Below are 21,640 nucleotides of genomic sequence, written 5' to 3' on the forward strand. Positions count from 1 at the left end.
GGAGTTTTCCAGATGGTTGAAGTGGAAAAGGAAGTCATAGACAGCCGCTTTCTGGCGTCCATGGCCGGCAAGCATCCGTTCCTGAAACGAATGTTCACGGTTTTCATTTCGCAGGAGCCGAAGCGCATCCGGAAAATCCGCGATGCCCTGAACTCGGGCGACGTGAAGGAACTGCGAATGCTGGCCCACGCCCTCAAGGGCGGTGCCGCCACCATGGGGGCGGAACGCGTGCGCGACTGTTGTCTGCTTCTGGAAAAGGCTTCAAAATCAAACGACCTTCAGGCAGCGCAAAAGCATTTGCAATGTCTGGAAAGCGAGATGCGGAACGCCTACGCGTTCATGTTCAACTTTCTCGCAGAGAACTGATTTCTCCCTACCGTACCCCACCTCGTCCCAAGGGGGCCCTGCCGATCCCCGGCCAGACCCGCACAAGGCCGAATGCGGCCCTGATCCCGGCCCACAGAATGGTTGCCAGCCAGATGTAAACCAGCACGTTGTCCGGCCCGACCTGCTCCAGACCGAACACCACGCCTCCCCCCACAAGGGACGCCACGATCATGGCGTTTCTCAGATAGCGGAAATCCCCTGTTCCCCAATGGATGCCATCCGTGGCATAGGACAATGCACCGATGGGTTGAAGCAGTGCGGCAACGGTCCAGGCCGGGAAAAACACATGCACGGCCGACGGTGGCACCAGCAGTGTGGCGATCCCCTGCCGGAAAAACAGCATGAACACGCACAAAAGTCCGCCCATGCCCACACTCCACCAACACACGTATGCGGCCACGCGCCGCGCCTGCGCCCAATTTCGACGTCCCAGAAAATAGCCCACCAGAGTCTGGCCGGTAATGGCGAACGCATCCAGAAACAGCGATCCGAAAATGAAGAACTGACGGATGGCCTGATACGCCGCACCTTCATGTGCTCCGGCCGCATTTGCCGCCCGTGTGCACAACGCCAGAAACAGCAGCACCATGCCAGTGCGCACAAACAAATCTCCACCGATGGAAAACAGTTTGCCCACTTCAGTACGATTTGGGGCAAGCAGAAACCCCAGACGAACCGTGACTGCGAGAAACGCCCAAACAGCACCAAACCACTGGCTTATGGAGCTGGCCACAGCCGCCCCGGCCACGCCCATGGCCGGAAACGGTCCCACGCCAAACACCAACGCCCAATCCAGAAGAATATTCAGGACATTCATGCTCACGGCCACCCACAGGGGCGTGCGCATGTCTTCCATGCCACGAAGCGCACCAAAACATGCCAGGGAAACCAACACGCCGGGGGCACCAAGCAGACGATAGCGCATGTACTCCCCAGCATGGTCTACGACCACGCCCTTTGCCCCGAGCAGCAGGGAGAACCAGTCCAGCAGTGGCAATGCGACAATCATGAGGATCACGCCAATGGCTGCGGCCAGCACCGAGGCAAGGGAAGCCACGCGCACGGCCCGGCCCCGGTCGTTTCGGCCAAGGGAATGAGCCACTTCGGTCTGCGTACCAATGCCCAGAAAGGTGAACGCCCAGAAGATCGAGGAAAAGGCCACGGTCCCGATTCCCAGCGCAGCCACGGGCTCGGAACCGGGCAATCTGGCCACGAACGCGGTATCGGCCAAACCGGTCAAAGGTTCGGCCACAAGGGAAAACAGGACAGGCACCGCAAGTCCGGCAAGCGTCCTGTTCGGAGAGGAGACAAAGGGGTGTTCCCCGTGAGCATGGGAATCGGACACGGCGCACCTCGTTCACGCGCGCAAGGCGGAAAAAATACCCGCGCCGCACCAGAATGCGCGGCGCGGGGAAACATCCCGAAGTTGCCGGAATTCCAGCCTTCGGAAGGGAGTCTAGAAAATGTCGGCCATGGCGTAGAGCTTGCCCGGCTTCTGACTGGAAAGCCATTTGGCCGCCCGAAGCGCTCCCGAGGCAAAGGTGTCGCGGGAATGGGCACGATGCGTCACTTCAATGCGTTCGCCCGGTCCGAAGAAATACATGGTGTGATCGCCCACCACGTCACCGCCGCGCAAAGTCTGCACGCCGATTTCCTCTCTGGGCCGTTCGCCAATGATACCGTCCCGGCAATGCTGCTTGACCTCGTCATACTCCCAGCCACGCGCCTCGGCCAGACACTGGGCCAGCTTCAGGGCCGTGCCGCTGGGCGCATCCTTCTTCATCCTGTGATGAATCTCGGCCAGTTCCATGTCGTAATCCGGGCCAAGCGCCTTGACCAGCTCGGGCAGAATCTTGAGCAGCACGTTCACGCCGACCGACATGTTCGGAGCCAGAAACACGGGCAGGGATTCCGCGACCGTACGCACTTCACCCATCTGTTCCGGGTTCAAGCCCGTGGTACCGATGACCACGGGATTGCCGTGCCGCGCCGCGACCTTGACGTTGGCAACGGTGGCTGCTGGAGCCGTGAAATCCACAATCACCGCGCCCGGAGTCCGGGGCAGAAGCGCGTCCAGATCGTCATCCACCTCGCAATGCAGATATTCCAGTCCGTCGCTGTGACCGGGGCGCTCGCACACTCCGGCGAGTTCCAGTTCCTCGTCAGCTCTGGCCAGATTGACCAGCGTGGCTCCCATGCGGCCCTTGGCTCCCAGAATCACTACCTTTGTCGCCATTATCTCTCTCCTTGAAATTTCCAGTACACTACTCGCCTTGCCGAACCATGTCCATGAAGGCATCAAAACCGATGACCGTGAGGCCGAGTTTCTCGGCCTTGGCGATCTTTGACCCGGCGTTTTCCCCGGCAACCACGTAATCCACCTTTTTGGAGATGGACTTCACGGCGGTTCCGCCACGTTCTTCCACCAGCTTGTGCGCGTCGGAGCGTGACATGTCCGGCAGGGTTCCCGTAAAGATGAACACCTTGCCCGACAACGGGGATTCCGCGGATGGCGCAGGCTCCTCGGCTCCGCCAACAGGCCAGAACCCGGCCTCGCGAAACCGTGCCAGCAGTTCCTGCGTTTCCGGCATTCCGAAAAATCCGTGGATGGACTCGGCCACGATCGGACCGACATCGTCCAGATCCTGCAATTCCTCGCGCGTGGCCATGCCCAGCGCATCCAGATCAACATAGGCAGAAGCAAGAATCCGGGCTGTCTGCTCGCCCACATGTCGAATGCCCAGCCCGGCAATGAGTCGCCAGAACGGGGCCGTTTCCCGGGCACGTTCCACCGAGGCGATGAATTTCTCGGCCGACTTGTCGCCCATGCGCTCGTATTTGAGCAGATCGGCCTTGGTCAGGGTGAACAGATCAGCCGGCGTATTGAGCACGCCGTTTTCAGCGAGCTTCTTCACCCATGTCCGGCCCACGCCTTCCATGTCGAGACCGGCCTTGGACACGAAATGGATGATGCGCTGCACGGTCTTGGCCGGACAGGCCGAATTCGTACATCGCACGGCCTCGCCGTCCTCGCGCGCCTCGCTCCCGCACACCGGGCAGGAATCCGGAAAGGCGAACTCCACGGAATGCTCCAGCCGCTTTTCCAAATCCACGGACAGAACCTGCGGAATCACGTCGCCTGCCCGCTGAATGAGCACGGTATCCCCCTCGCGAAAATCGTGTTCCGCTATGTAGCCCTTGTTGTGCAGGGTTGCACGGGACACCTCGACCCCGGCCAAACGCACGGGCCGCAGTTCGGCAACCGGAGTCAGAACACCGGTCCTGCCAACCTGAATGCGGATTTCCTCCAGCACGGTGTATTCCTGCCGCGCCGGGAATTTCAGGGCCAGAGCCCAACGCGGTGCGCGTGAGGTGAATCCGAGGGCCCGCTGCATCTCCAGACTGTCCACCTTGGCCACCACGCCGTCAATCTCGAACGGCAGGGAGTCGCGCGTTTCCATGAGCAGACGGTAATGCTCCGCCACTTCCTTCCGGGATGCGCAAAGCCGGGTCTGGGGCGGAATCTCGAACCCCATGCCGCCAAGGCGTTCCATTATCTCGTGCTGCGTGGTCCAGGCCATGAGCGGCGAAGCCCATTGCACCCGACCAACGCCATAGGCCATGAACCGCAAGGGCCGGGACGCGGCAACCTTGGGGTCGAGCTGGCGGATGGAACCGGCTGCGGCATTGCGGGGATTGGCGAACACCTTTTCCCCGGCCTCCTCCTGCCGCCGGTTGAGTTCCTGAAACTCGCGGTTCTTCATGACGACCTCGCCCCGCACTTCCAGCAGGGACGGAACATCATTGCCGCGCAGACGCAGGGGCAGGTTCATGACGGTCCGCATGTTGGCGGTCACATCCTCGCCCACGCTGCCGTCGCCGCGCGTTGCCGCACGCACGAATGCGCCGTTCTCGTAGATGACCTCAAGGGCCAGTCCGTCCATCTTGGGATCGGCCCAGTAGGCAAGGGGAGTCCCTGCCAAGCGTCTTGGCCACGCGGTCCGCATACGCGTTCCACTCGTCAAGATTCATGGCGTTGTCCAGACTGTAGAGCCGCTCGGCATGCTTGTAGGTCTCGAAACCCGAGGCAGGCTTGCCCCCGACCCGGCGGGTCGGGGAATTGGGATCGTCCAGTTCCGGATATTCGGCTTCAAGAGCCTGAAGCTCCCGAAACAGTTCGTCGTATTCCGCGTCCGTGATTTCCGGCGCGTCCAGTACGTAGTAGCGATGATTGTGATACTCAAGCCGCGCGCGCAAATCCTCTGCGCGGCGGACAATGTCGGATGAAACCATATTTCAGCTTGATTATGTTAAAGGATTTCCTTGATTTCCGAAAGTCCGGACTTCCTGCCCACGGCCAGAAGCGTGTCATTCCCCTGAATCACTTCCTTGGGACCGGGGTTGAACACCATGTCGCCGGATTCCTTCTTGATGGCAATGATGATGAGATTGTATCTGGGACGAATCTGGGATTCGATCAAATCCTTGTTCACCAGCTCCGACTCGGGCGACACCAGCAGTTCCTCCATCTGGAGATCGATGCCCCCGCGCACGGCAAGGTCGATGAAATTGGTCACCGTTGGTCTGAGCACGTTCTGGGCCATGCGCACCCCGCCGATGAAATTAGGCAGAACGACCCTGTCGGCCCCGGCCAGTTCCAGCCGGGAAATATGGGACTTGTCGCCAGCACGGGCGACAATGGTGATATCCGGATTGAGCTGGCGCGCGGTCAGGGTCACGTACACGTTTGCCGCATCACTGGTCAACGCCGTGATCAGCGAACAGGCCTGAGAAAGTCCGGCCATGATCATGACTTCATCGCTCGTGGCATCGCCCTCGATGCACAGGACGCCCTCCTGTTCCATCTTGTCGATCAGTTCAGGGTCCTGCTCGACCACCACCACGGGGTGGCCTTCATGCATGATCTCCTGAACCACGATGCTGCCGATCCGGCCATAGCCGCAGACAATGTAATGCCCTTTGAGCTTGCTGATTTCCTTTTGCATCTTGCGCTTCCCCCACAGAATCTGAAGCCGCCCCTCGATGATGAGCTGGGCGAACGCACCAGCAATGAACACGAAGCCGCCGACACCGGCCATGATCATGAACGCCGTGAAAATCCGGCCTTCGGTGGTCAGTTGGTGCACTTCCATGAAGCCCACCGTGGAAAGCGTGATGACCACCATGTAGAAGGAACTGGCCAAATCCCAGTCCTCGATCAGCATGTACCAGGAAATGCCCACGCTGAAGATCAGAACCATGTACACCACACCAAGAACCACGCTCCACAGCGTTCCCAGTCTGGCCCGCAGCCGCAGCATCCTCTGGTGCACAACCTTGAACATGAGCTACCCCAGCGTCAGAATGCGTTCCCTGAGCAGCGCGACCCTGTCCCGCAACTCCGCAGCCCGTTCGAACTCCAATTCCTTTGCAGCCTCACGCATTTCCCTTTCCAGCCGTTTCACGATCCTTTCCAGCTTTTTCGGATCCGATCCGTATTCGGCAGAGGATTCCGCCGCTATGGCAGCACTCTCCCTGCCATCGGAAGCAAGCGGTCCCAAGGCATTGTCCAGACTCTTGCGAATGGTCCGGGGAACAATGCCATGCTCAGCATTGTACACTTCCTGCTTTTCCCGGCGGCGTGCGGTCTCGTTCATGGCCTCGCGCATGGACGGGGTTTCCCTGTCCGCATAGAGGATGACTCTGCCATCCACATTGCGCGCGGCCCGACCAAACGTCTGAATCAGCGAACGCGTGGACCGGAGAAAGCCCTCCTTGTCCGCATCGAGCATGGCGACCAGCGAGACTTCGGGAATGTCCAGCCCTTCGCGCAGCAGGTTGATGCCCACCAGCACAAAGAATTCTCCAGCCCGAAGCGCCTGAATGATGGCCATGCGCTCCAGCGTGTCGATGTCCGAATGCAGGTAGCGGGAAGGAACGCCCATCTGGTTCAGATAGTCGTTCAAATCCTCGGCCATGCGCTTGGTCAGCGTGGTCACGAGCACGCGCTCGTTCCGCTCCTGCCTTTTCTTGCATTCCGTGAGCAAATCGTCAATCTGGCCCTGCACCTTGCGGACCTCGATCTGCGGATCAAGCAGGCCCGTGGGCCGGATGACCTGTTCGGCCACCACGCCCTGCGCCCGATCCAGTTCCCACGGACCGGGCGTGGCCGAAACGAACACGGCCTGGCCCATGCGTTCCAGAAATTCGTCAAAGCACAGCGGCCTGTTGTCCAGAGCGGACGGCAGCCGGAATCCGTAGTCCACAAGCGTGGTCTTGCGGGATCGGTCCCCGTTGTACATGGCTCCGACCTGCGGCACGGCTATGTGGGATTCGTCCACGAAAAGCAGAAAATCATCCGGAAAATAGTCCAGAAGGGTTGCGGGCGGTTCCCCGGCCCTGCGGCCGTCCAGATGCCGGGAATAGTTCTCGATGCCGTTGCAGTATCCCAGCTCCTCGATGGTTTCGAGGTCGAACATGGTGCGCTGTTCCAAACGCTGGGCTTCCACGAGCTTGTTGTCCCGCCGCAGTTGCGCCAACCGTTCCTGCAATTCGTCGCGGATGTCGGAAACAGCACGATTCAGGTTGTCCCGATCCGAAACGTAATGGCTGCCCGGGTAGATCACGGTCTTGCGCATCCGGGCCAACACTTCGCCGGTCAGGGGATCGGTCTCGGAAAGCGAGTCGATCTCGTCGCCGAAGAATTCCACGCGAAGCGCCTTTTCCCGGCTGTATGCCGGAATGATCTCCACCACATCCCCGCGCACCCGAAACGTACCGCGATGAAAATCATAGTCGTTGCGTTCGTAATGCACTTCCACGAGCCGCCCGATCAGGGACTCCATGCTCATGGCCTGCCCCTGCTCCACCGGGATGATCATCTTGGCGTAATATTCGGGAGAACCCAAACCGTAAATGCAGGATACGGATGCCACGATCAGCACATCCCGCCGCGTGAGCAGCGCATGGGTAGCCGCGTGCCTGAGCTTGTCGATGTCATCGTTGATGGACGAATCCTTCTCGATGTACACGTCCGAATGCGGCAGATAGGCTTCCGGCTGGTAGTAGTCGTAATAGCTGACGAAATACTCCACCGCATTTTCCGGAAACAGCGACTTGAATTCGGAATAGAGCTGTGCGGCAAGGGTCTTGTTCGGAGCCAGCACCAGTGCGGGACGATTGAGCCGCTCCACCACGTTGGCCACGGTGAATGTCTTGCCCGTGCCCGTGGCACCGAGAAGCACCTGCGCCTCGACGCCGGAAGCAAGGCTCGCCACGAGCTGATCAATGGCTTCGGGCTGGTCCCCGGTAGGAGTGAATTCGCTGTGCAACCTGAAATCCGGCATCAAAACCACCCAAACGGCTTGAGAGATTCGTTCAAACAACGTATCATGAAAACATTCACCTGAATAATCGAAGACTTGGAGTCAGCAATGGACATGGAAATCCTCGATCCGACAACCACTCTTCCCGTTGAACGCGCCTACGCGGTCTGCATGACCATCCGCAGTTTCAAGGGCCGCCGCAACGTGGACCTGCACCTCTTCCGTTCGGAATGGCCGGAATCCGAAGAAGCGGCCATGCCGTGGGACGACCTGATCGTGCCCTCGGACGACACCCCGCTGGAAGGCGAGGGAGGCAGCCGAAAGATCGTGATGGAATCCTTCACGCAACAGGAGCGCGACCGGATCGTAAATTACCTGAAAGAACAGTATTCCACAAGAATTACGGCCATACGCTCCGTTCCGCTGGAATTCCCGGTTCCTGCCGGTCTGCCCGCGCTTTCCGACGTGCAGCCGGGCAAGAGCGTGGGCATTGTCCAGTTCAGGAAAATTCCGAGCTATTCCCTTGAGCTGCCTCTGTGCGGCCTGTACGACCTGAGCCAGCACGAGCCGATCGTGGACGCCTGATCGTCCGCATTCGTGGACAGTTCACTCAGGAATCGCATTCTTCCTGAGAATCAAACCGCCAGGGGCCCTTCCTGTCCGGAAACTCCAGTGCGTCCCGCAGCGTGGACAGAAACCGGAACCGAGGCATCTCGAACGCACCAAAGCGCAGGAGATGCTCCGTGGTCTGCTGGCAATCCACCAGTTGAAACTTCCAGCGCTCCAGTTGACGGACCAGAGTGACAAACGCGGCCTTGGACGCATCCGGCACGCGGTAGAACATGGATTCCCCGAAAAACGCCCGGCCCAAGGACACGCCGTACAGTCCGCCAGCAAGCTGCCCGTCCTGCCATGCCTCCACACTGTGGGCAACTCCCAGTTCGTGCAGGTCAGTGTAGGCTTCGATCATCTCTTCCACCAGCCAGGTGCCGTCCTGCTCCGGCCTGCCGGACTGGGCGCATGCCCGGATCACCTCGTCAAAGGCCGCATCCAGCGTGAAGGAAAACGCATCCTTCCGCAAAAGCCGACGCAGACTGCGCGGCACGTGCAACTGATCTGGCAGCAGCACGAGTCTGGGGTCGGTGGACCACCACAGGATGGGGGAATCTTCCGAATACCAGGGAAAAATGCCGTTGGCATAGGCGTTGACAAGCCGTTGAGGGCTGAGATCGCCACCCACGGCAAGAAGCCCGTCCGGATCAGCTTCTTCCGGATCAGGGAAAACAGGTTCCTCGAAAAGCCGGTAAATGACCATATGCGACCAGGAAAAAGGGGCGGCCTGCGCCGCCCCCTGCAATTCGTTTCCAGTTACTTTCCCGAGGCGGATTCGTAGGAAAAGGCGAATTCGCCGGATGGGCCGAACGAAATCGTTGACCGTTCCTTCACGGCCTTGCCCGCAAAATCGACCTCGACCACGCCGCCCTTCATGAGCCGTCCGAACAGCAGTTCGTCGGCAATGGCATCCTTGATCTCGTTCTGAATGATTCTGCTCATGGGCCGTGCGCCCATGGCCGGATCATAGCCCAGTTCGGCCAAGCGCGCACGGGCGGACGGAGTCAATCTGACCTCCACCCTGTGTTCGGCAAGCTGGCCGTTGAGTTCACCGATGAACTTGTCCACGATGCGCTCCATGACATCGGTATCCAAGGCAGAGAAAGGCACCACGGCATCCAGTCGATTGCGAAATTCCGGGCTGAACACCTTTTCAATGGCCTTGACCGCCCCGCTCCTGCGATCCGACTCCTCGTCGCGACGAAAACCGATGCTGCCCCTGGCAACCTCGCGCGCCCCCGCATTGGAGGTCATGAGCAGGACCACATGCCGGAAGTCGGCCTTGCGCCCGTTGTTGTCCGTAAGCGTGGCGTAATCCATGACCTGCAACAGGATGTTGAACACGTCGGGATGCGCCTTTTCGATCTCGTCGAACAACACCACGCAATGCGGGGTCTTGCGGATGCCATCCGTGAGCAGGCCGCCCTGATCGAACCCCACGTAGCCCGGAGGCGCACCGATGAGTCGTGCCACGGCATGCTTTTCCATGTATTCGGACATGTCGAAACGCAGGAATCCGATTCCCATGCAGGAGGCAAGCTGACGAGCCAGTTCGGTCTTGCCCACCCCAGTGGGACCGACGAGCAGAAAACTGCCGACCGGCCGACCGGCCTGCTTCATGCCTGCGCGGGAACGCTTGATGGAACGGGCCAGTACATCCACGGCCTCGTTCTGGCCAAAGACCACGCTCTTGAGATCTTCCTCAAGTCCCTGAAGCCGCAACTTGTCGGTCACGGACAGCCTGCGAGCCGGAATGCGCGCCATGCGCGCCACGACCTTTTCAATATCCGCGACCTTGATGCGGTCGTCCTTGCGCTTTCTGCCGGACAGCTTGTACAGGGCACCGGCTTCGTCCATCACGTCAATGGCCTTGTCCGGCAGATGCCGATCCGTGATATGCCGGGCAGACAGTTCTGCAGCGGACTTGAGCGCATAATGGGAATAGCTCACCCCGTGGAACTGCTCGTAATGCGGCTTGAGTCCCTTGAGAATGGCAATGGTCTCTTCCACGGAAGGTTCGGCTATCTCGATCTTCTGAAACCGGCGCGACAGGGCGCGGTCCTTTTCGAAATGATTCTTGTATTCCTCGAATGTGGTGGACCCGATACAGCGGATTTCCCCGGACTGGAGCATGGGCTTGAGAATGTTCGAGGCATCCATGCTGCCCCCGCTCACGGAACCTGCGCCCACGATGGTATGAATCTCGTCCACGAACAGAATGGCGTCGGGATTGGTCTTGAGCTGAGCCAGCACGCCCTTGAGCCGGGCCTCGAAATCGCCACGATACTTGGTTCCGGCCAGAAGCGCGCCCATGTCCAGAGCATGGACCTCGGCGTTCAGGAACTCCTTGGGCACATTGCCTTCCACGATCATCAGGGCCAGCCCTTCGGCCATGGCGGTCTTGCCAACACCCGGGTCGCCCACGAAAATGGGATTGTTCTTGCGACGACGGGAAAGCACCTGCACGGTGCGCTCCAGTTCCGGCCCCCTGCCGATGAGCGGATCGATCCTGCCCTCGGCGGCCTTGTCGGTCAGATTGACCGTAAATTCCTCAAGCGGACTCTTCTTGTCTCCGGGCTTGGGCGCAACATCGCGCAACGGGCGATGCGGTTCCTCTTCCGGCCCGCCACCCCATTCCTCGCCGGAGGCCATGCCGTGGGAGATGTATTCCAGAATGTCCAGACGGGACACGTCATGGGTGCGCAGGAAATAGACCGCATAGGAATCCTCTTCGTCGAACATGGCCGCGATCACGTCGCCCACGTCCACGATATCCTTGCCGGAGGCCTTCTTCTGCCACACGGCCCGTTGCAGCACGCGCCGCACCCCGAGAGTCTGGATGACCTCGGTCTCGGTCCCTTCGGGCAGCGCCTCCATGTTCTCCACGAAAAAACGCGAAAGCTGATCGCGCAGCTTTTCCAGATCAGCGCCGCACGCCTCAAGTATTTCCTCACCCTGATCACCGGAAGCAATGGCAAACAACAGGTGTTCCAGAGTCAGGAATTCATGGTTGCGCCGCTTCACTTCGTTGACCGCGACGGTCAGGGCGTTTTCCAGTTCCTTGCTGAGCATCGTCATATCAAACACCTTCCATGCTGCATCTCAATGGAAAGCCGGCACCTTTGGCCAGCCGGTGAACCAAATCCACCTTTGTTTCGGCAACCTCGGCCGTGAAGATTCCGCAGACGCCCACTCCCTGATTGTGAATGGCCATCATGATGGTCGTGGCCTGGGCCTCGCTCTTGTGAAAGACCCGAATCAGGACCTCCACCACGAAATCCATGGTGGTGTAGTCGTCATTGTGCATGAGGACCTTGTACTTGCGAGGTTCCCGGACCTCGCGTTCGTCAATGACCTCTGGCTGAAAGCCATCACCTGTCGCAGGTTCAGTCATGGAAGTTTCCGCTCCAACATTTTCCTGTTTATCCTTACAACCCAATATAAAAAGCTTTGGGCCGCCTGTCGAGTATAGAGCCGTTAGAGATTCTCCAGTTCCAACCGGATTCTGTCCAGTCTTTCCCGGGAAAACGTGAAATTTTCATCGGGCTTCAACCCGTTCCTCTCCCGATGGGCACGATTCAGGGCATGATAGGTTTCCGTGGATGCGGTTGCCCGTTCCAGCCCCAGAACCCGGGCGCACGGCCACACGGTTTCCTCGCTTCCCTCGATTTCCGCAAAACAGCCGAACGGCAGTTCATCCACGCAAACCACGCAATCCATGAACCGGAACCTGGCCCGCACCTTGTCATAGCCAAAAGCCACGGAGTATCCCAAGGCCTCCAGAATGGCCCGCATGATCTGGAAATCGGCGACGTGGGTTTCCAGCTCCTCGAACACCTTGAGGCTGGAAGGGACAGGATTGTCCGGTGGACGCTTGACAGTGAGTACGCTCTCTCCCTGCCTGCTGCGCAGGCGAAGCAGGATGGACGCCTCCCTGAGCGAACGGCTCGCATCATCGAACACGAGGTTGCGTTCCAGATACCGTCCCAGGGATTCGGCCCCGGCCCGGACAAGCCGAGCAGCAAGTTCCGAAGGATCCACTTCCGGGAATTTTACTTCACATTCCAGAGACATTGTCTTACTCCGCCCCTATGCTATATTTTTCTGCAAGGAATGAATCATGTTGACCAAAGTACTTTTTCTCGCAATGGGCGGTGCGGCAGGCACCCTTTCCCGCTACTGGCTCTCGGGCGTGGCCCAACGCTTTTTCGGCTCGGGCTTTCCGGCAGGCACCGCAGCCGTGAACCTGCTCGGATGCCTGTTCTTCGGCACGGTGTGGGGCTATCTGGAAAACCGCGTGGCTCCCGGCAGTCAGATTCGGCTTCTCGTGCTCACGGGATTCATGGGCGCATTTACCACCTTTTCCACCTACATGTTCGAAACCGCCAACCTCGTCAAATTCGGCCAACTGGCCATGGCGTTCGCCAATGTGGCCGGACAGAGCCTCGCAGGTCTTGCACTGGTCTTTGCCGGAATGGCCTTCGGTCGTCTGCTGTAACGCATTATCACAAGGAGGAACAGCATGAAACTGCTGGAAAAAGCCGAACGGCTCAGAATCTATATCGGCGAAGACGACAAGCACGGACGCAAACCTCTGGTGGATGCCATCGTGGAGGAAGCCAGAAGGCAGGGTCTTGCCGGAGCAACGGCATTTCGCGGCCTGAGCGGCTTCGGGGCGAACAGCCGCATTCATACCAACAAGATTCTCCGCCTGTCCGAGGATTTGCCTCTGGTGGTGGAAATCGTGGAACATCCGGAACGCATCGAAGCCTTTCTTCCGGTTCTGGACACCATGATCGGCGAAGGCATGATCACTCGCGAGCCTGTGAAGGTCATTGCCTACCGCCACGGCAAGAAACACGGCTGATCTTCTTTTCCGAACGCAACAAGGCCCGGAAGCAACACGCTGCCGGGCCTTGACTCGCTCTGGCAATCTTCAAGGAACTACCCGCACATGCGAACCATTTCCTGAGCTATGCGCTGCAACGGCATGACCTTGTTCACGCCGCCCGCCTTGATTGCTTCCTGCGGCATGCCGAACACGACGCAGGTCGCCTCGTCCTGAGCAATGGTATATGCGCCCACGTCGAACAATTCGCGCATGCCCTTGGCACCGTCATCGCCCATCCCGGTCATGATGGCCGCAACGACATTCCTGCCCCCGTATCTGGCTCCGGAGCGGAACAGCACGTCCACCGACGGCCTGTGCCGGGAAACCAGCGGGCCTTCCTTGACCTCGACATAATACCGGGAGCCGCTCCGCTTGAGCAGCATGTGTCTGTTGCCCGGAGCAATGAGCGCCTGTCCGCGAACCATGTTGTCCCCGTCCTCGGCTTCCTTGATGTCGATGGCGCAGATGGAATTGAGTCGCCGGGCAAAGGCTGCGGTGAAATGCTCGGGCATGTGCTGCACGATGGCAACCGGCGGACAGCCGACAGGCAGTTGCTCCAGAAACACTCGCAGAGCCTCGGTCCCACCCGTGGACGCACCCACGAGGCAGATTTTCTCCGTGGCGGAAATGTGCTGGGGTTTGGCCATGGGAATAACCGCATCCGCATCCAGTTTGGGTTTGACCGTAAGCGGCTTGATGAGCTTGGCCTTGCCCGGCTTGCTCATGGCCGCGGCCTTGACTGCGTCGCACAGCCTGATCTTGGATTCTTCCAGAAATTTCTTGGTGCCGACTTTCGGCTTGCTGATGATCTCGATTGCTCCGTATTCCAGAGCCTTGAGAGCTGTTTCCGTTCCCTGGGCCGCCACCGAGGAGCAGATGACCACGGGAATGGGATGCTGGGCCATGAGCTTGCGGAGAAAGGTCAGACCATCCATCCGCGGCATTTCAATATCCAGGGTAATGACGTCGGGAACTTCCTTTTTCAAACGCTCCGCGGCCACGAACGGGTCAATGGCCGTACCAATGACCTCGATATCCGGGTCAGAGGAAAGGATGTCCTCCAAAGTCTGCCTCACCACTGCGGAATCATCCACGATGAGAACGCGAATCTTGTTTGCCATCGTTTTTACCGTCGAAATTGTAGGTTGAATGCTATTGGGATTCGGCAATCACCCGGCGCACCAGGCTGGGAACGTCCAGAATCAGCGCAATGGAACCGTCTCCCTTGATGGTCGCACCGGACAAGCCTTCCACGTCCTTGTAAACCCGGCTCAGGCTCTTGATGACAGTCTGATGTTCGCCGATCACGGTATCCACGACAATGCCCACTCTGGAACCTTCCACGCCGCAGATCACTATCTGTTCAATGGGCGGACTTTCTCCCTCGATGTCGAACCAGTCGCGCAGATGAATGTAGGGAACAATCTCTCCGCGCAGATAGAGAATGCGCTGCCCGGAATCGCTCTCATCCACGGTTTCCCGGGTCAGTTCCACGCACTCTTCGACCAGGCTCAGCGGGATGACGTAGTATCCGTCCTCCACGCACACCTGAAGTCCATCGATGATGGCCAGAGTCAGGGGCAGCCGAATGGTGATGGTGGTGCCCTTGCCCGGCTTGCTGTCGATGTCTATGGTGCCGCGCAACGAATCAATGGCGCGCTTCACCACATCCATGCCCACGCCCCGCCCGGACACGCTTGTCACCTGTGAGGCCGTGGAAAAACCGGGCTCGAAAATCTGTTTCAGAAGTTCCTTTTCCGTCAGCTCGGCATCCGACGCGATCAGACCCTTTTCAATCGCCTTTTCACGAATGGCCTTGGGATCCATGCCCTTGCCGTCATCCGTGATGCGAATGAGCACCTCGCCGCCGGAATGTTCCGCGGAAAGCAGAATCATGCCCTTTTCCGGCTTGCCCTTGGCCTTTCTGTCCGCAGGCTGCTCAATGCCGTGATCAATGCTGTTGCGCAGAAGGTGCACGAGAGGGTCGCCGAGCCGTTCGATCACGGTCTTGTCCAGCTCGGTTTCCGCACCGCTGGTGGACAGACCGATCTCCTTGCCGAGTTCGGCGGACAGGTCCCGCACCAGACGACGGAACTTGCTGAACGTGGTGCCGATGGGCAGCATGCGAATTCCCAGAGTGGAATCCCGCAATTCGTCGGAAAGTCGCTCCAATTCCTCCGCCAGAGCCGTCATCTGCGGATCGCTGCGTTCTCCGACGACCTGCGTGATCTGAGCCTGAACAATGACCAGTTCGCCGACCAGATCGACCAGATAGTCCAGTTTGTCCGCAGCCACGCGAATGCTCGACACGACTTCCTGACGGCGTTTGGACGCCTGCTCTTCCTTGGCCTGCGCCTGCTGCTGCACTGCCTTGTCCACCCGCTCCCGGGAGACCTTGCCATTCTCGGCGAGAATCTGGCCAAGCGGTTTCTGCTTGGCCAATGCCTCCTTGACGTCGTCTTCGGACACTTCCCCGCTCTTGACGAGCATTTCGCCAAGCCTTGGAGCATCCTCGGTATCATCCTCGGCGGAATCTTCAGCCGCCTTGGGCGTCGGAGCAGGGGCAGGCTCCGGCCGGACTTCCACTACAGGCTTCGATTCGGGTTCGGGAGCCGACACGTCTTCAGCCGCATCCCCGGACGGGGCTCCGGCCTCGGCAATCGTCACGTCCAGATCGATTTCCGCAAAGAAAAAAATGTCCTGCACATCCTCGCGGGAATGCGTGGAAACAAGTTCGCCCTCCCATACGGGCTCGCCCGATCCTTCCGGCGTGGACAGCAGGGAAAAAGCACCGAGCCGCTCCAGTTCCTCGAACAGGGATTGCAGTTTCTCACCATCGGATTCCGAAGGGTTCTTCGAACGAAGGACAAGATGAAACGTCACGCTCTCGGCTTCCGGCTCGGCGGTTTCGATTTCAGAGGATTCGGACTCGGATTCGACAGCCGCCTCTTCCCCGGCGGACACGTCCTCCTCAGCTCCGCCACCGGAAAGCAATCCCTGCAACCCCGAAAGAATGGCTTCCATCTCGTGCGGGTCGACAACGTCGTCGCTTTCGGAATTGTCCAACATTTTCTGGATGTAATCTCTGGACTTGAGCGCCAGATTGCACAATTCCCCGGTAACTGCGAGTTCCTCGTTGCGAACAAGGTCGAACACGGTTTCCACCTCATGGGTGAATTCCGCGATATCCTCGAACCCAAACATGGAGCCGGACCCCTTGATGGTATGCAGGGCCCGGAATATCCGGTTGATGAGGTCCATGTCCTCGGGAGCCTGCTCCAACTCGAGCAGCGTCCCCTCGAGTTCGCTCAGAAGGTCATAGGCCTCTTCTTTGAAAATCTGTCTATTGAGATCATCCGACATTCGGGATTCTCCTAGGGCAGCAACGCGGCAATCGCACGATTACGAATTGTTCGGATAGACCGCCAGCCGATCTGGATATTCAGTTTATCACACAGATGGAATTCCCATTCCCATTATAAATTGCCGGGAAATGGACTTTTCACCCCACATCAGGGCATGTCCAGAAACTCGATTTCTGCCCGGGCACTCTCTTCGTCAAAGGGCGTGATCCGCACGGAGACCCGTTCCTTCTTGAACGCCGCAGCCCCGAGAAGAATGCCCTCGAAGTAGTCGAACAGCCCTCGCCCGGACCGATAATTCATGAACAGAACGCGCCCCTTGTCCTCGTACGTGAAATTGGGAGGATTGATGCCGGGATTGTCCTTGGTCAACTGGGCATGCACGTCGTTCATCCGCAAATAGAATTCCTTGAGCGACTCGTTCTTGAAGTATCTGGTGTACATCTTGTGGAACTGCACCACGGTATGCTTGCCGAGTTCAAGGAAGAAATCCCTTGGGGTGAATCCCTGACGTTCAGCCACGATTTCAGCCATTTGCATGAGCACCTGATCAGGATAGCTGCCGGTGGGCAAAAAGACCGGATTCCCCATTTCCACCTGCATGTGCTCGTACATGCCGTTTCCGTACTTCTCCTTCACGAAATTCTGGGTGATCTTGGGAAGAATGCCCTTCATCTCCCCCTCGGAAGCGCGAAGCTTGGCCTGTCCGCCAGAGTCGCCTCCGAAACTCAGGGACACGTCCACGAGCTGCTGGGCAAGCTTGGCAAGATCACGGGTAGCGCTGGCAGCCTGTCCGGCCGCCTCATCAGCCTCGCCAGCGATCACGGCAATTTCATCGACACTCCGATTGATCTCTTCGGCAGCCGCGGACTGCTGTTCCGCTGCAGTGGCGATCTGCGCAACCTGTCCCACCATGTCCTCGGTACGATCCTGAATATGCTGCAAGGCGTACCCGGCCTGATTGGAAAGCGACGTGCTTTCCGTGACCTGACCTTCAGTCTGCTGCATGGCCTCCATGGCGTGACGGGACCGGCTTTGAATGGTGACAATGGCCTCCTCCACCTCCTTGGTGGCGGCAACCGTCTTTTCCGCAAGCTTCCTGACCTCGTCGGCCACCACGGCAAAGCCGCGCCCAGCTTCTCCGGCGCGTGCAGCCTCGATGGCCGCGTTGAGGGCCAACAGGTTCGTCTGATCGGCAATGTCGTTGATCACATTGATGATGCGCCCGATTTCCTCGGCCTGACTATCCAGCTCCCCCACTTCCTGAGCCAACCGGTCTGCGGATTCCGCCACCTTGTTGATGGCTCCCACGGCCTGCGTCACCATGCTCACGCCGTCACCTGCTGCCTTGCGCGCTTCCTCGGCGGCTTCGGACGTGTTCGAGGCGTTCTTGGCCACTTCGAATACCGTGGCGGTCATCTCCTCCATGGCCGTGGCCACGGAAGCGGTCTGGTTCCGCTGTTTCAACGCGCCGTTCGCCTGCTCGTCCGCAGATGCGGAAAGCAATTCGGTAGCGGACGCAACATTTTCAGCCAACACACTGAGTTCATTTCCTATTTTTTCAATATGCTGTTTCTGCTCTTCCGCTTCGCGCCTTCTCTGCACCTGTTCGGACAAATCAACAAAGGAAGTGGCCACGCCCACAGGCTTGCCGGAAGCGTCAAAGACCAGATTGGCAAAGATTCGGACTGTTACCGAGCGACCATCCCACAGCTTCAGTTCCGTGATGGAATCTTCGGCTCGTCCGGAATTCAGCACCTTTTCCGTGATGGAGGTTCCTTCGGTGTTGTAAAACGCCTGACTCACGGTGTGACCGACCACCTGATCACCGGACTTTTTCAAAAGCTGAAGGAGAGATTCGGTGGTCAGCAGGATGCGCCCCTCACCATCGGTCAGCAGAGCCGGATTGCCGAGGACCTTGAGCGCATCGCGATAAAAGGACTTCCGCACAGCCTCGGCTTCCAGCAAGTTGCCCACGCCCTCGAAAGCGCTTTCACCGCGAACCAGATCGCAGGCCTCTTCCACATCCCCGGCCCCCGCCACATCATGGAGCAGCCGACGCATTCGACGTTCCGAAGCGGCAACCCACCATGCGCCAGCAAAGCCCAGGACAACGCCGATTCCGACAGTTCCCCAAAAAAACAGGGGCGTTCCCTGCCAATAGGCCCCTGCAAACAAGGCACAGACGACAACGACGACAAAAAATGATTTGAAACCGGAAACGCTGTTCATTTGCAACTCCGAAAAAAAGGCGGACTCAAAATAAAGCGACCTGAATCATTCAACAAAATTGGTATTATTTCCTAGACTGTTTTTACGCACAATCAGTGCGAAATGCAACGCCGAGTGAAAAAAGAGATGAAATAATAAAACAAACGCCGAGGACAAGCATTCCGAAGCAAAAGCAAGTCCGAAAAAAAGGCCGGAACCGCAATTCCGGTTCCGGCCCGAAGTCTCGTGCTTCAGAAAGACATGCAGTACCCCGCCCTACAGCTGGGTTTGCTTGCGCAAGCGCCTGATGGCGCGCCGCTGGCGATATCGCCGAATCACGAAAAGAGAAATGAAATAGGTCAGAATGGTGGCAGGAATCCCGAATGCCAGCCCACCTGAAAATATCACCACGAACACCTCCCATCCGGACTCGATGAGCTGACGCATTTCCAGATGATTGGGATCGAAGCTCACGTCCTTGAACGGGGTAACCACCTTGCCGACCAAAAAAAGGAAATAGTAGAACGGCACCATGGTGAAGGCGTTGGAATAGCAGGTGGCGAGCCATGCCGTAAGCTTGTTCACGCGAAACAGAAACGCCAGACCGATGACCACCACCGACTGAAAGGGAATGATGGGCATCGCGCCGATGAACATGCCGAGCGCCATGGCTCCGGCCAGATTCCGGGCCGAAGACCGCTGGCGCATGACCCGCAGATACCAGTATCGTGTGGCCCGTTTGGTTCTGGGCCACCACCCCTTGTCCTGATTGGCCTGCCCGTCGAGGGGGTTCCGTGCATCCTGCGCCACCGACTACTCCATCACGTCGAACTTGGAGAACTTCATGACAAAACCGGCCCGGCCCTGCGTTGCGGAGCGAAGATCGGTGGAAAAGCCGAACAATTGCCGCAACGGAGCCAGTGCCTGCACCACCTTCTGCCCGGTACGATCGAACATGTTCTCGACCTTGGCCCCCTTGGAGCCGAGCAGGCCGACCACTTCACCCACGAATTCATCGGGAACGCCGATCTCCACCCACATGATGGGTTCCATGAGTCTGGGAGAGGCGTCCGCCAAGGCACGCTTCAGGGCCATGGCCGAAGCCATGCGGTAGCCTGCGGGACTGGATTGGCCCTCCCGACGCCGGATTTCACGCACGCGCACGCGCACGTCCTGCACCGGATAGCCGCGTACCACGCCACTCTGCAAGCCGTCGGAAATGCCTTCTTCCACAGCGGAAAGCCAGACTTCGGGCCACGGCTCCGGGTCGAACTCGAGCACGATGTCCACACCCCTGCCCCGCTTGCGCGGTTCCACTTCCACAGCCACCCAGCCATAGTGCTGCTCATCGCCAAGTTCGCGATCAAACTCCGATTCGGCGGTTGCGGATGCGCCCAAGGTTTCCTGATACACGACCTGAGGCTTGCCGGTTCTCGGCTCCAGCCTGTATTCCCGACGAAGCCGCTCCAAAATGACTTCCAGATGCAGTTCGCCCATGCCGGACAGGATGATCTGCCCGGTATCCTCGTCGCGCTGACACGTCAGGGTGGGATCTTCCAGCAGATATTTTTCCAGAACTTCATCGAGCTTGTCGGATTCCTCGGAATTTCTGGGCTCGATAGCCAGAGAAATGACCGGCTTGTAATCCGCAATCTGCTCCAGAAGAATGGGTTTTTCCCGCAAGGCGAGCGTATCGCCGGTTCTGGCGAACTTCATGCCCGCAGCGCCAACCATGTCGCCGGGAAAGGCTGCCTCGACCTTTTCCTTGCGCCCGGCATGAAGCCGGAACAGACGCGCTATCCGCTCGTCCTTGTCCTGCGTCACGTTGAAGACGGTGTTCCCGGCTTCCAGACGGCCCGAATAGACGCGAAGAAAAACCAGCTTGCGCCCCGAATCCATGCTGACCTTGAAGGCCAGAGCCGAAAGCGGCTCCTTGTGCGACGGCTTGAACGAAATGCGTTCCCTTGTTCCCGGAACAATGCCGGAAGCCGTGGGCACTTCAAGCGGGCTTGGCAAATAGTCGCACACCGCGTCCATCACCGGCTGCACCCCGATGTTCTTGAGAGCGGAACCGGCCAGAACCGGCACCACGACTCTTTCCAGCGTCAGTTTGCGAATGACGGCCTTGATGCGTTCCTCGGGGATGTCCTCGCCGGACAGATACAGTTCAAGCAGCTCGTCATCATGATCGGCAACAGTTTCCACGAGCCGCTCCCGCCAAGGCAGTACGCGCTCCAGCTCCTCTTCGGACAAGCTTTCCGTACGAAACTCCAATCCCTTGGATTCCTGATCGAAAACCAGCCGTTTCAGCCGGATGACATCGAACACGCCGCGAAAATCCTGTCCCTCGCCATCCGGTACCTGCACGGCGAGCGGATTGGCCTTGAGACGAGTGCGCATGGTCTCCAGCACAGCCTCGAAATCAGCTCCCAGCCGGTCCATCTTGTTGATGAACGCGATCTTGGGAACCTTGTAGGCTTCGCTCTGCCGCCACACGGTCTCGGACTGGGGCTCCACACCGCTCACGCCGCAAAACACGCCGACCGCACCATCCAGAACGCGCAGGGAACGCTCCACCTCGATGGTGAAGTCCACATGGCCCGGGGTATCGATGATGTTCACCAGAAACGACTGCCACGGGCACGTGGTCACGGCCGAGGAAATGGTGATGCCGCGCTCCTGCTCCTCGGGCATGTAATCCATGGTGGCCGTGCCCTCATGGACTTCGCCGATGCGATGGATTTTTCCGGAATAGTAGAGAACACGTTCGGTAAACGTGGTCTTTCCGGCGTCGATATGCGCGATGATGCCGATATTGCGAAGGTTCATGAGAGCCTTCGCCGAAGGAGCAT

At 58.8% G+C, this 21,640-nt stretch carries 19 protein-coding genes; 4 read left to right on the forward strand and 15 right to left on the reverse strand.

Translation table 11 applies throughout. The features are described from left to right. Window positions 1–12: 12 nt before the first annotated feature. Complete coding sequence (locus MPN23_RS05210; RefSeq protein ID WP_243546539.1) at window positions 13–366, forward strand: Hpt domain-containing protein; 354 nt, start codon at window positions 13–15, stop codon at window positions 364–366. Between the two features lie 7 nt (window positions 367–373). On the opposite strand, the gene MPN23_RS05215 is transcribed toward MPN23_RS05210, so the two are convergent. From MPN23_RS05215 to uvrB, 6 genes are all read right to left on the reverse strand, one after another. Continuing rightward, window positions 374–1,732, reverse strand: a complete 1,359-nt coding sequence (locus MPN23_RS05215) for an MATE family efflux transporter (RefSeq protein ID WP_243546541.1) — start codon at window positions 1,730–1,732, stop codon at window positions 374–376. A 111-nt stretch (window positions 1,733–1,843) separates the two neighbouring features. Then, on the reverse strand, window positions 1,844–2,623 hold the full coding sequence (gene dapB / locus MPN23_RS05220) for a 4-hydroxy-tetrahydrodipicolinate reductase (RefSeq protein ID WP_243546543.1): 780 nt from the start codon (window positions 2,621–2,623) through the stop codon (window positions 1,844–1,846). 28 nt (window positions 2,624–2,651) lie between these two features. Continuing rightward, on the reverse strand, window positions 2,652–4,370 hold the full coding sequence (ligA, locus tag MPN23_RS05225; protein WP_424450065.1) for an NAD-dependent DNA ligase LigA: 1,719 nt from the start codon (window positions 4,368–4,370) through the stop codon (window positions 2,652–2,654). After that, on the reverse strand, window positions 4,312–4,680 hold the full coding sequence (locus tag MPN23_RS17190; RefSeq protein WP_424450066.1) for a DNA ligase LigA-related protein: 369 nt from the start codon (window positions 4,678–4,680) through the stop codon (window positions 4,312–4,314). The genes ligA and MPN23_RS17190 overlap by 59 nt, the downstream gene beginning before the upstream one ends. Before the next feature lie 17 nt (window positions 4,681–4,697). Further along, window positions 4,698–5,732: a potassium channel family protein gene (locus MPN23_RS05230; RefSeq protein WP_243546545.1), complete on the reverse strand. Its 1,035-nt coding sequence runs from the start codon at window positions 5,730–5,732 to the stop codon at window positions 4,698–4,700. 3 nt (window positions 5,733–5,735) lie between these two features. After that, window positions 5,736–7,733: an excinuclease ABC subunit UvrB gene (uvrB, locus tag MPN23_RS05235; RefSeq protein WP_243546547.1), complete on the reverse strand. Its 1,998-nt coding sequence runs from the start codon at window positions 7,731–7,733 to the stop codon at window positions 5,736–5,738. Window positions 7,734–7,820: 87 nt separating this feature from the next. Between uvrB and MPN23_RS05240 the strand changes: the two genes are divergently transcribed. Then, complete coding sequence (locus MPN23_RS05240; protein ID WP_243546549.1) at window positions 7,821–8,297, forward strand: hypothetical protein; 477 nt, start codon at window positions 7,821–7,823, stop codon at window positions 8,295–8,297. Between the two features lie 25 nt (window positions 8,298–8,322). Here the strand turns inward: MPN23_RS05240 and aat are convergent, their stop codons facing one another. From aat to MPN23_RS05260, 4 genes are all read right to left on the reverse strand, one after another. Then, on the reverse strand, window positions 8,323–9,027 hold the full coding sequence (aat, locus tag MPN23_RS05245) for a leucyl/phenylalanyl-tRNA--protein transferase (protein WP_243546551.1): 705 nt from the start codon (window positions 9,025–9,027) through the stop codon (window positions 8,323–8,325). Window positions 9,028–9,080: 53 nt separating this feature from the next. Further along, window positions 9,081–11,396 carry an ATP-dependent Clp protease ATP-binding subunit ClpA gene (gene clpA / locus MPN23_RS05250; RefSeq protein ID WP_243547353.1) on the reverse strand — a complete coding sequence of 772 codons (2,316 nt, stop codon included), beginning with the start codon at window positions 11,394–11,396 and terminating at the stop codon, window positions 9,081–9,083. Between the two features lie 7 nt (window positions 11,397–11,403). Further along, window positions 11,404–11,718 carry an ATP-dependent Clp protease adaptor ClpS gene (locus MPN23_RS05255; RefSeq protein WP_243546553.1) on the reverse strand — a complete coding sequence of 105 codons (315 nt, stop codon included), beginning with the start codon at window positions 11,716–11,718 and terminating at the stop codon, window positions 11,404–11,406. Between the two features lie 83 nt (window positions 11,719–11,801). After that, window positions 11,802–12,398, reverse strand: coding sequence for a class IV adenylate cyclase (locus MPN23_RS05260; protein WP_243546555.1), 597 nt, complete (start codon window positions 12,396–12,398; stop codon window positions 11,802–11,804). A 46-nt stretch (window positions 12,399–12,444) separates the two neighbouring features. On the opposite strand from MPN23_RS05260, the gene crcB reads away from it, so the two are divergent. Together crcB and MPN23_RS05270 are read left to right on the forward strand one after the other, a co-directional pair. After that, complete coding sequence (gene crcB / locus MPN23_RS05265) at window positions 12,445–12,822, forward strand: fluoride efflux transporter CrcB (protein ID WP_243546557.1); 378 nt, start codon at window positions 12,445–12,447, stop codon at window positions 12,820–12,822. Between the two features lie 24 nt (window positions 12,823–12,846). Further along, on the forward strand, window positions 12,847–13,191 hold the full coding sequence (locus MPN23_RS05270; RefSeq protein ID WP_243546559.1) for a DUF190 domain-containing protein: 345 nt from the start codon (window positions 12,847–12,849) through the stop codon (window positions 13,189–13,191). 77 nt (window positions 13,192–13,268) lie between these two features. On the opposite strand, the gene MPN23_RS05275 is transcribed toward MPN23_RS05270, so the two are convergent. The 5 genes from MPN23_RS05275 to fusA form a co-directional block, all read right to left on the reverse strand. After that, window positions 13,269–14,336, reverse strand: coding sequence for a protein-glutamate methylesterase/protein-glutamine glutaminase (locus tag MPN23_RS05275; RefSeq protein WP_243546561.1), 1,068 nt, complete (start codon window positions 14,334–14,336; stop codon window positions 13,269–13,271). A 31-nt stretch (window positions 14,337–14,367) separates the two neighbouring features. Next, on the reverse strand, window positions 14,368–16,578 hold the full coding sequence (locus MPN23_RS05280) for a chemotaxis protein CheA (protein WP_243546563.1): 2,211 nt from the start codon (window positions 16,576–16,578) through the stop codon (window positions 14,368–14,370). A 149-nt stretch (window positions 16,579–16,727) separates the two neighbouring features. Next, window positions 16,728–18,641, reverse strand: a complete 1,914-nt coding sequence (locus tag MPN23_RS05285; RefSeq protein WP_243546565.1) for a methyl-accepting chemotaxis protein — start codon at window positions 18,639–18,641, stop codon at window positions 16,728–16,730. Between the two features lie 423 nt (window positions 18,642–19,064). Continuing rightward, entirely contained in the window at window positions 19,065–19,598 is a 534-nt protein-coding gene (locus MPN23_RS05290; protein WP_243546567.1) for a DUF2062 domain-containing protein, read from the reverse strand. Window positions 19,599–19,601: 3 nt separating this feature from the next. Beyond that, window positions 19,602–21,617: an elongation factor G gene (fusA, locus tag MPN23_RS05295; protein WP_243546569.1), complete on the reverse strand. Its 2,016-nt coding sequence runs from the start codon at window positions 21,615–21,617 to the stop codon at window positions 19,602–19,604. Window positions 21,618–21,640 lie beyond the last annotated feature (23 nt).

The sequence above is a fragment of the Pseudodesulfovibrio tunisiensis genome (assembly GCF_022809775.1).
Classification (GTDB): domain Bacteria; phylum Desulfobacterota; class Desulfovibrionia; order Desulfovibrionales; family Desulfovibrionaceae; genus Pseudodesulfovibrio; species Pseudodesulfovibrio tunisiensis.

Excerpts from the sequence above, each read along its gene's own strand:
- MPN23_RS05210 (WP_243546539.1), top strand. The coding sequence starts at position 13 with ATGGTTGAAGTGGAAAAGGAAGTCATAGACAGCCGCTTTCTGGCGTCC.
- dapB (WP_243546543.1), bottom strand. The coding sequence starts at position 2,623 with ATGGCGACAAAGGTAGTGATTCTGGGAGCCAAGGGCCGCATGGGAGCC.
- MPN23_RS17190 (WP_424450066.1), bottom strand. The coding sequence starts at position 4,680 with ATGGTTTCATCCGACATTGTCCGCCGCGCAGAGGATTTGCGCGCGCGG.
- MPN23_RS05230 (WP_243546545.1), bottom strand. The coding sequence starts at position 5,732 with ATGTTCAAGGTTGTGCACCAGAGGATGCTGCGGCTGCGGGCCAGACTG.
- uvrB (WP_243546547.1), bottom strand. The coding sequence starts at position 7,733 with ATGCCGGATTTCAGGTTGCACAGCGAATTCACTCCTACCGGGGACCAG.
- MPN23_RS05240 (WP_243546549.1), top strand. The coding sequence starts at position 7,821 with ATGGACATGGAAATCCTCGATCCGACAACCACTCTTCCCGTTGAACGC.
- aat (WP_243546551.1), bottom strand. The coding sequence starts at position 9,027 with ATGGTCATTTACCGGCTTTTCGAGGAACCTGTTTTCCCTGATCCGGAA.
- clpA (WP_243547353.1), bottom strand. The coding sequence starts at position 11,396 with ATGCTCAGCAAGGAACTGGAAAACGCCCTGACCGTCGCGGTCAACGAA.
- MPN23_RS05255 (WP_243546553.1), bottom strand. The coding sequence starts at position 11,718 with ATGACTGAACCTGCGACAGGTGATGGCTTTCAGCCAGAGGTCATTGAC.
- MPN23_RS05260 (WP_243546555.1), bottom strand. The coding sequence starts at position 12,398 with ATGTCTCTGGAATGTGAAGTAAAATTCCCGGAAGTGGATCCTTCGGAA.
- crcB (WP_243546557.1), top strand. The coding sequence starts at position 12,445 with ATGTTGACCAAAGTACTTTTTCTCGCAATGGGCGGTGCGGCAGGCACC.
- MPN23_RS05270 (WP_243546559.1), top strand. The coding sequence starts at position 12,847 with ATGAAACTGCTGGAAAAAGCCGAACGGCTCAGAATCTATATCGGCGAA.
- MPN23_RS05275 (WP_243546561.1), bottom strand. The coding sequence starts at position 14,336 with ATGGCAAACAAGATTCGCGTTCTCATCGTGGATGATTCCGCAGTGGTG.
- MPN23_RS05280 (WP_243546563.1), bottom strand. The coding sequence starts at position 16,578 with ATGTCGGATGATCTCAATAGACAGATTTTCAAAGAAGAGGCCTATGAC.
- MPN23_RS05285 (WP_243546565.1), bottom strand. The coding sequence starts at position 18,641 with ATGCGTCGGCTGCTCCATGATGTGGCGGGGGCCGGGGATGTGGAAGAG.
- fusA (WP_243546569.1), bottom strand. The coding sequence starts at position 21,617 with ATGAACCTTCGCAATATCGGCATCATCGCGCATATCGACGCCGGAAAG.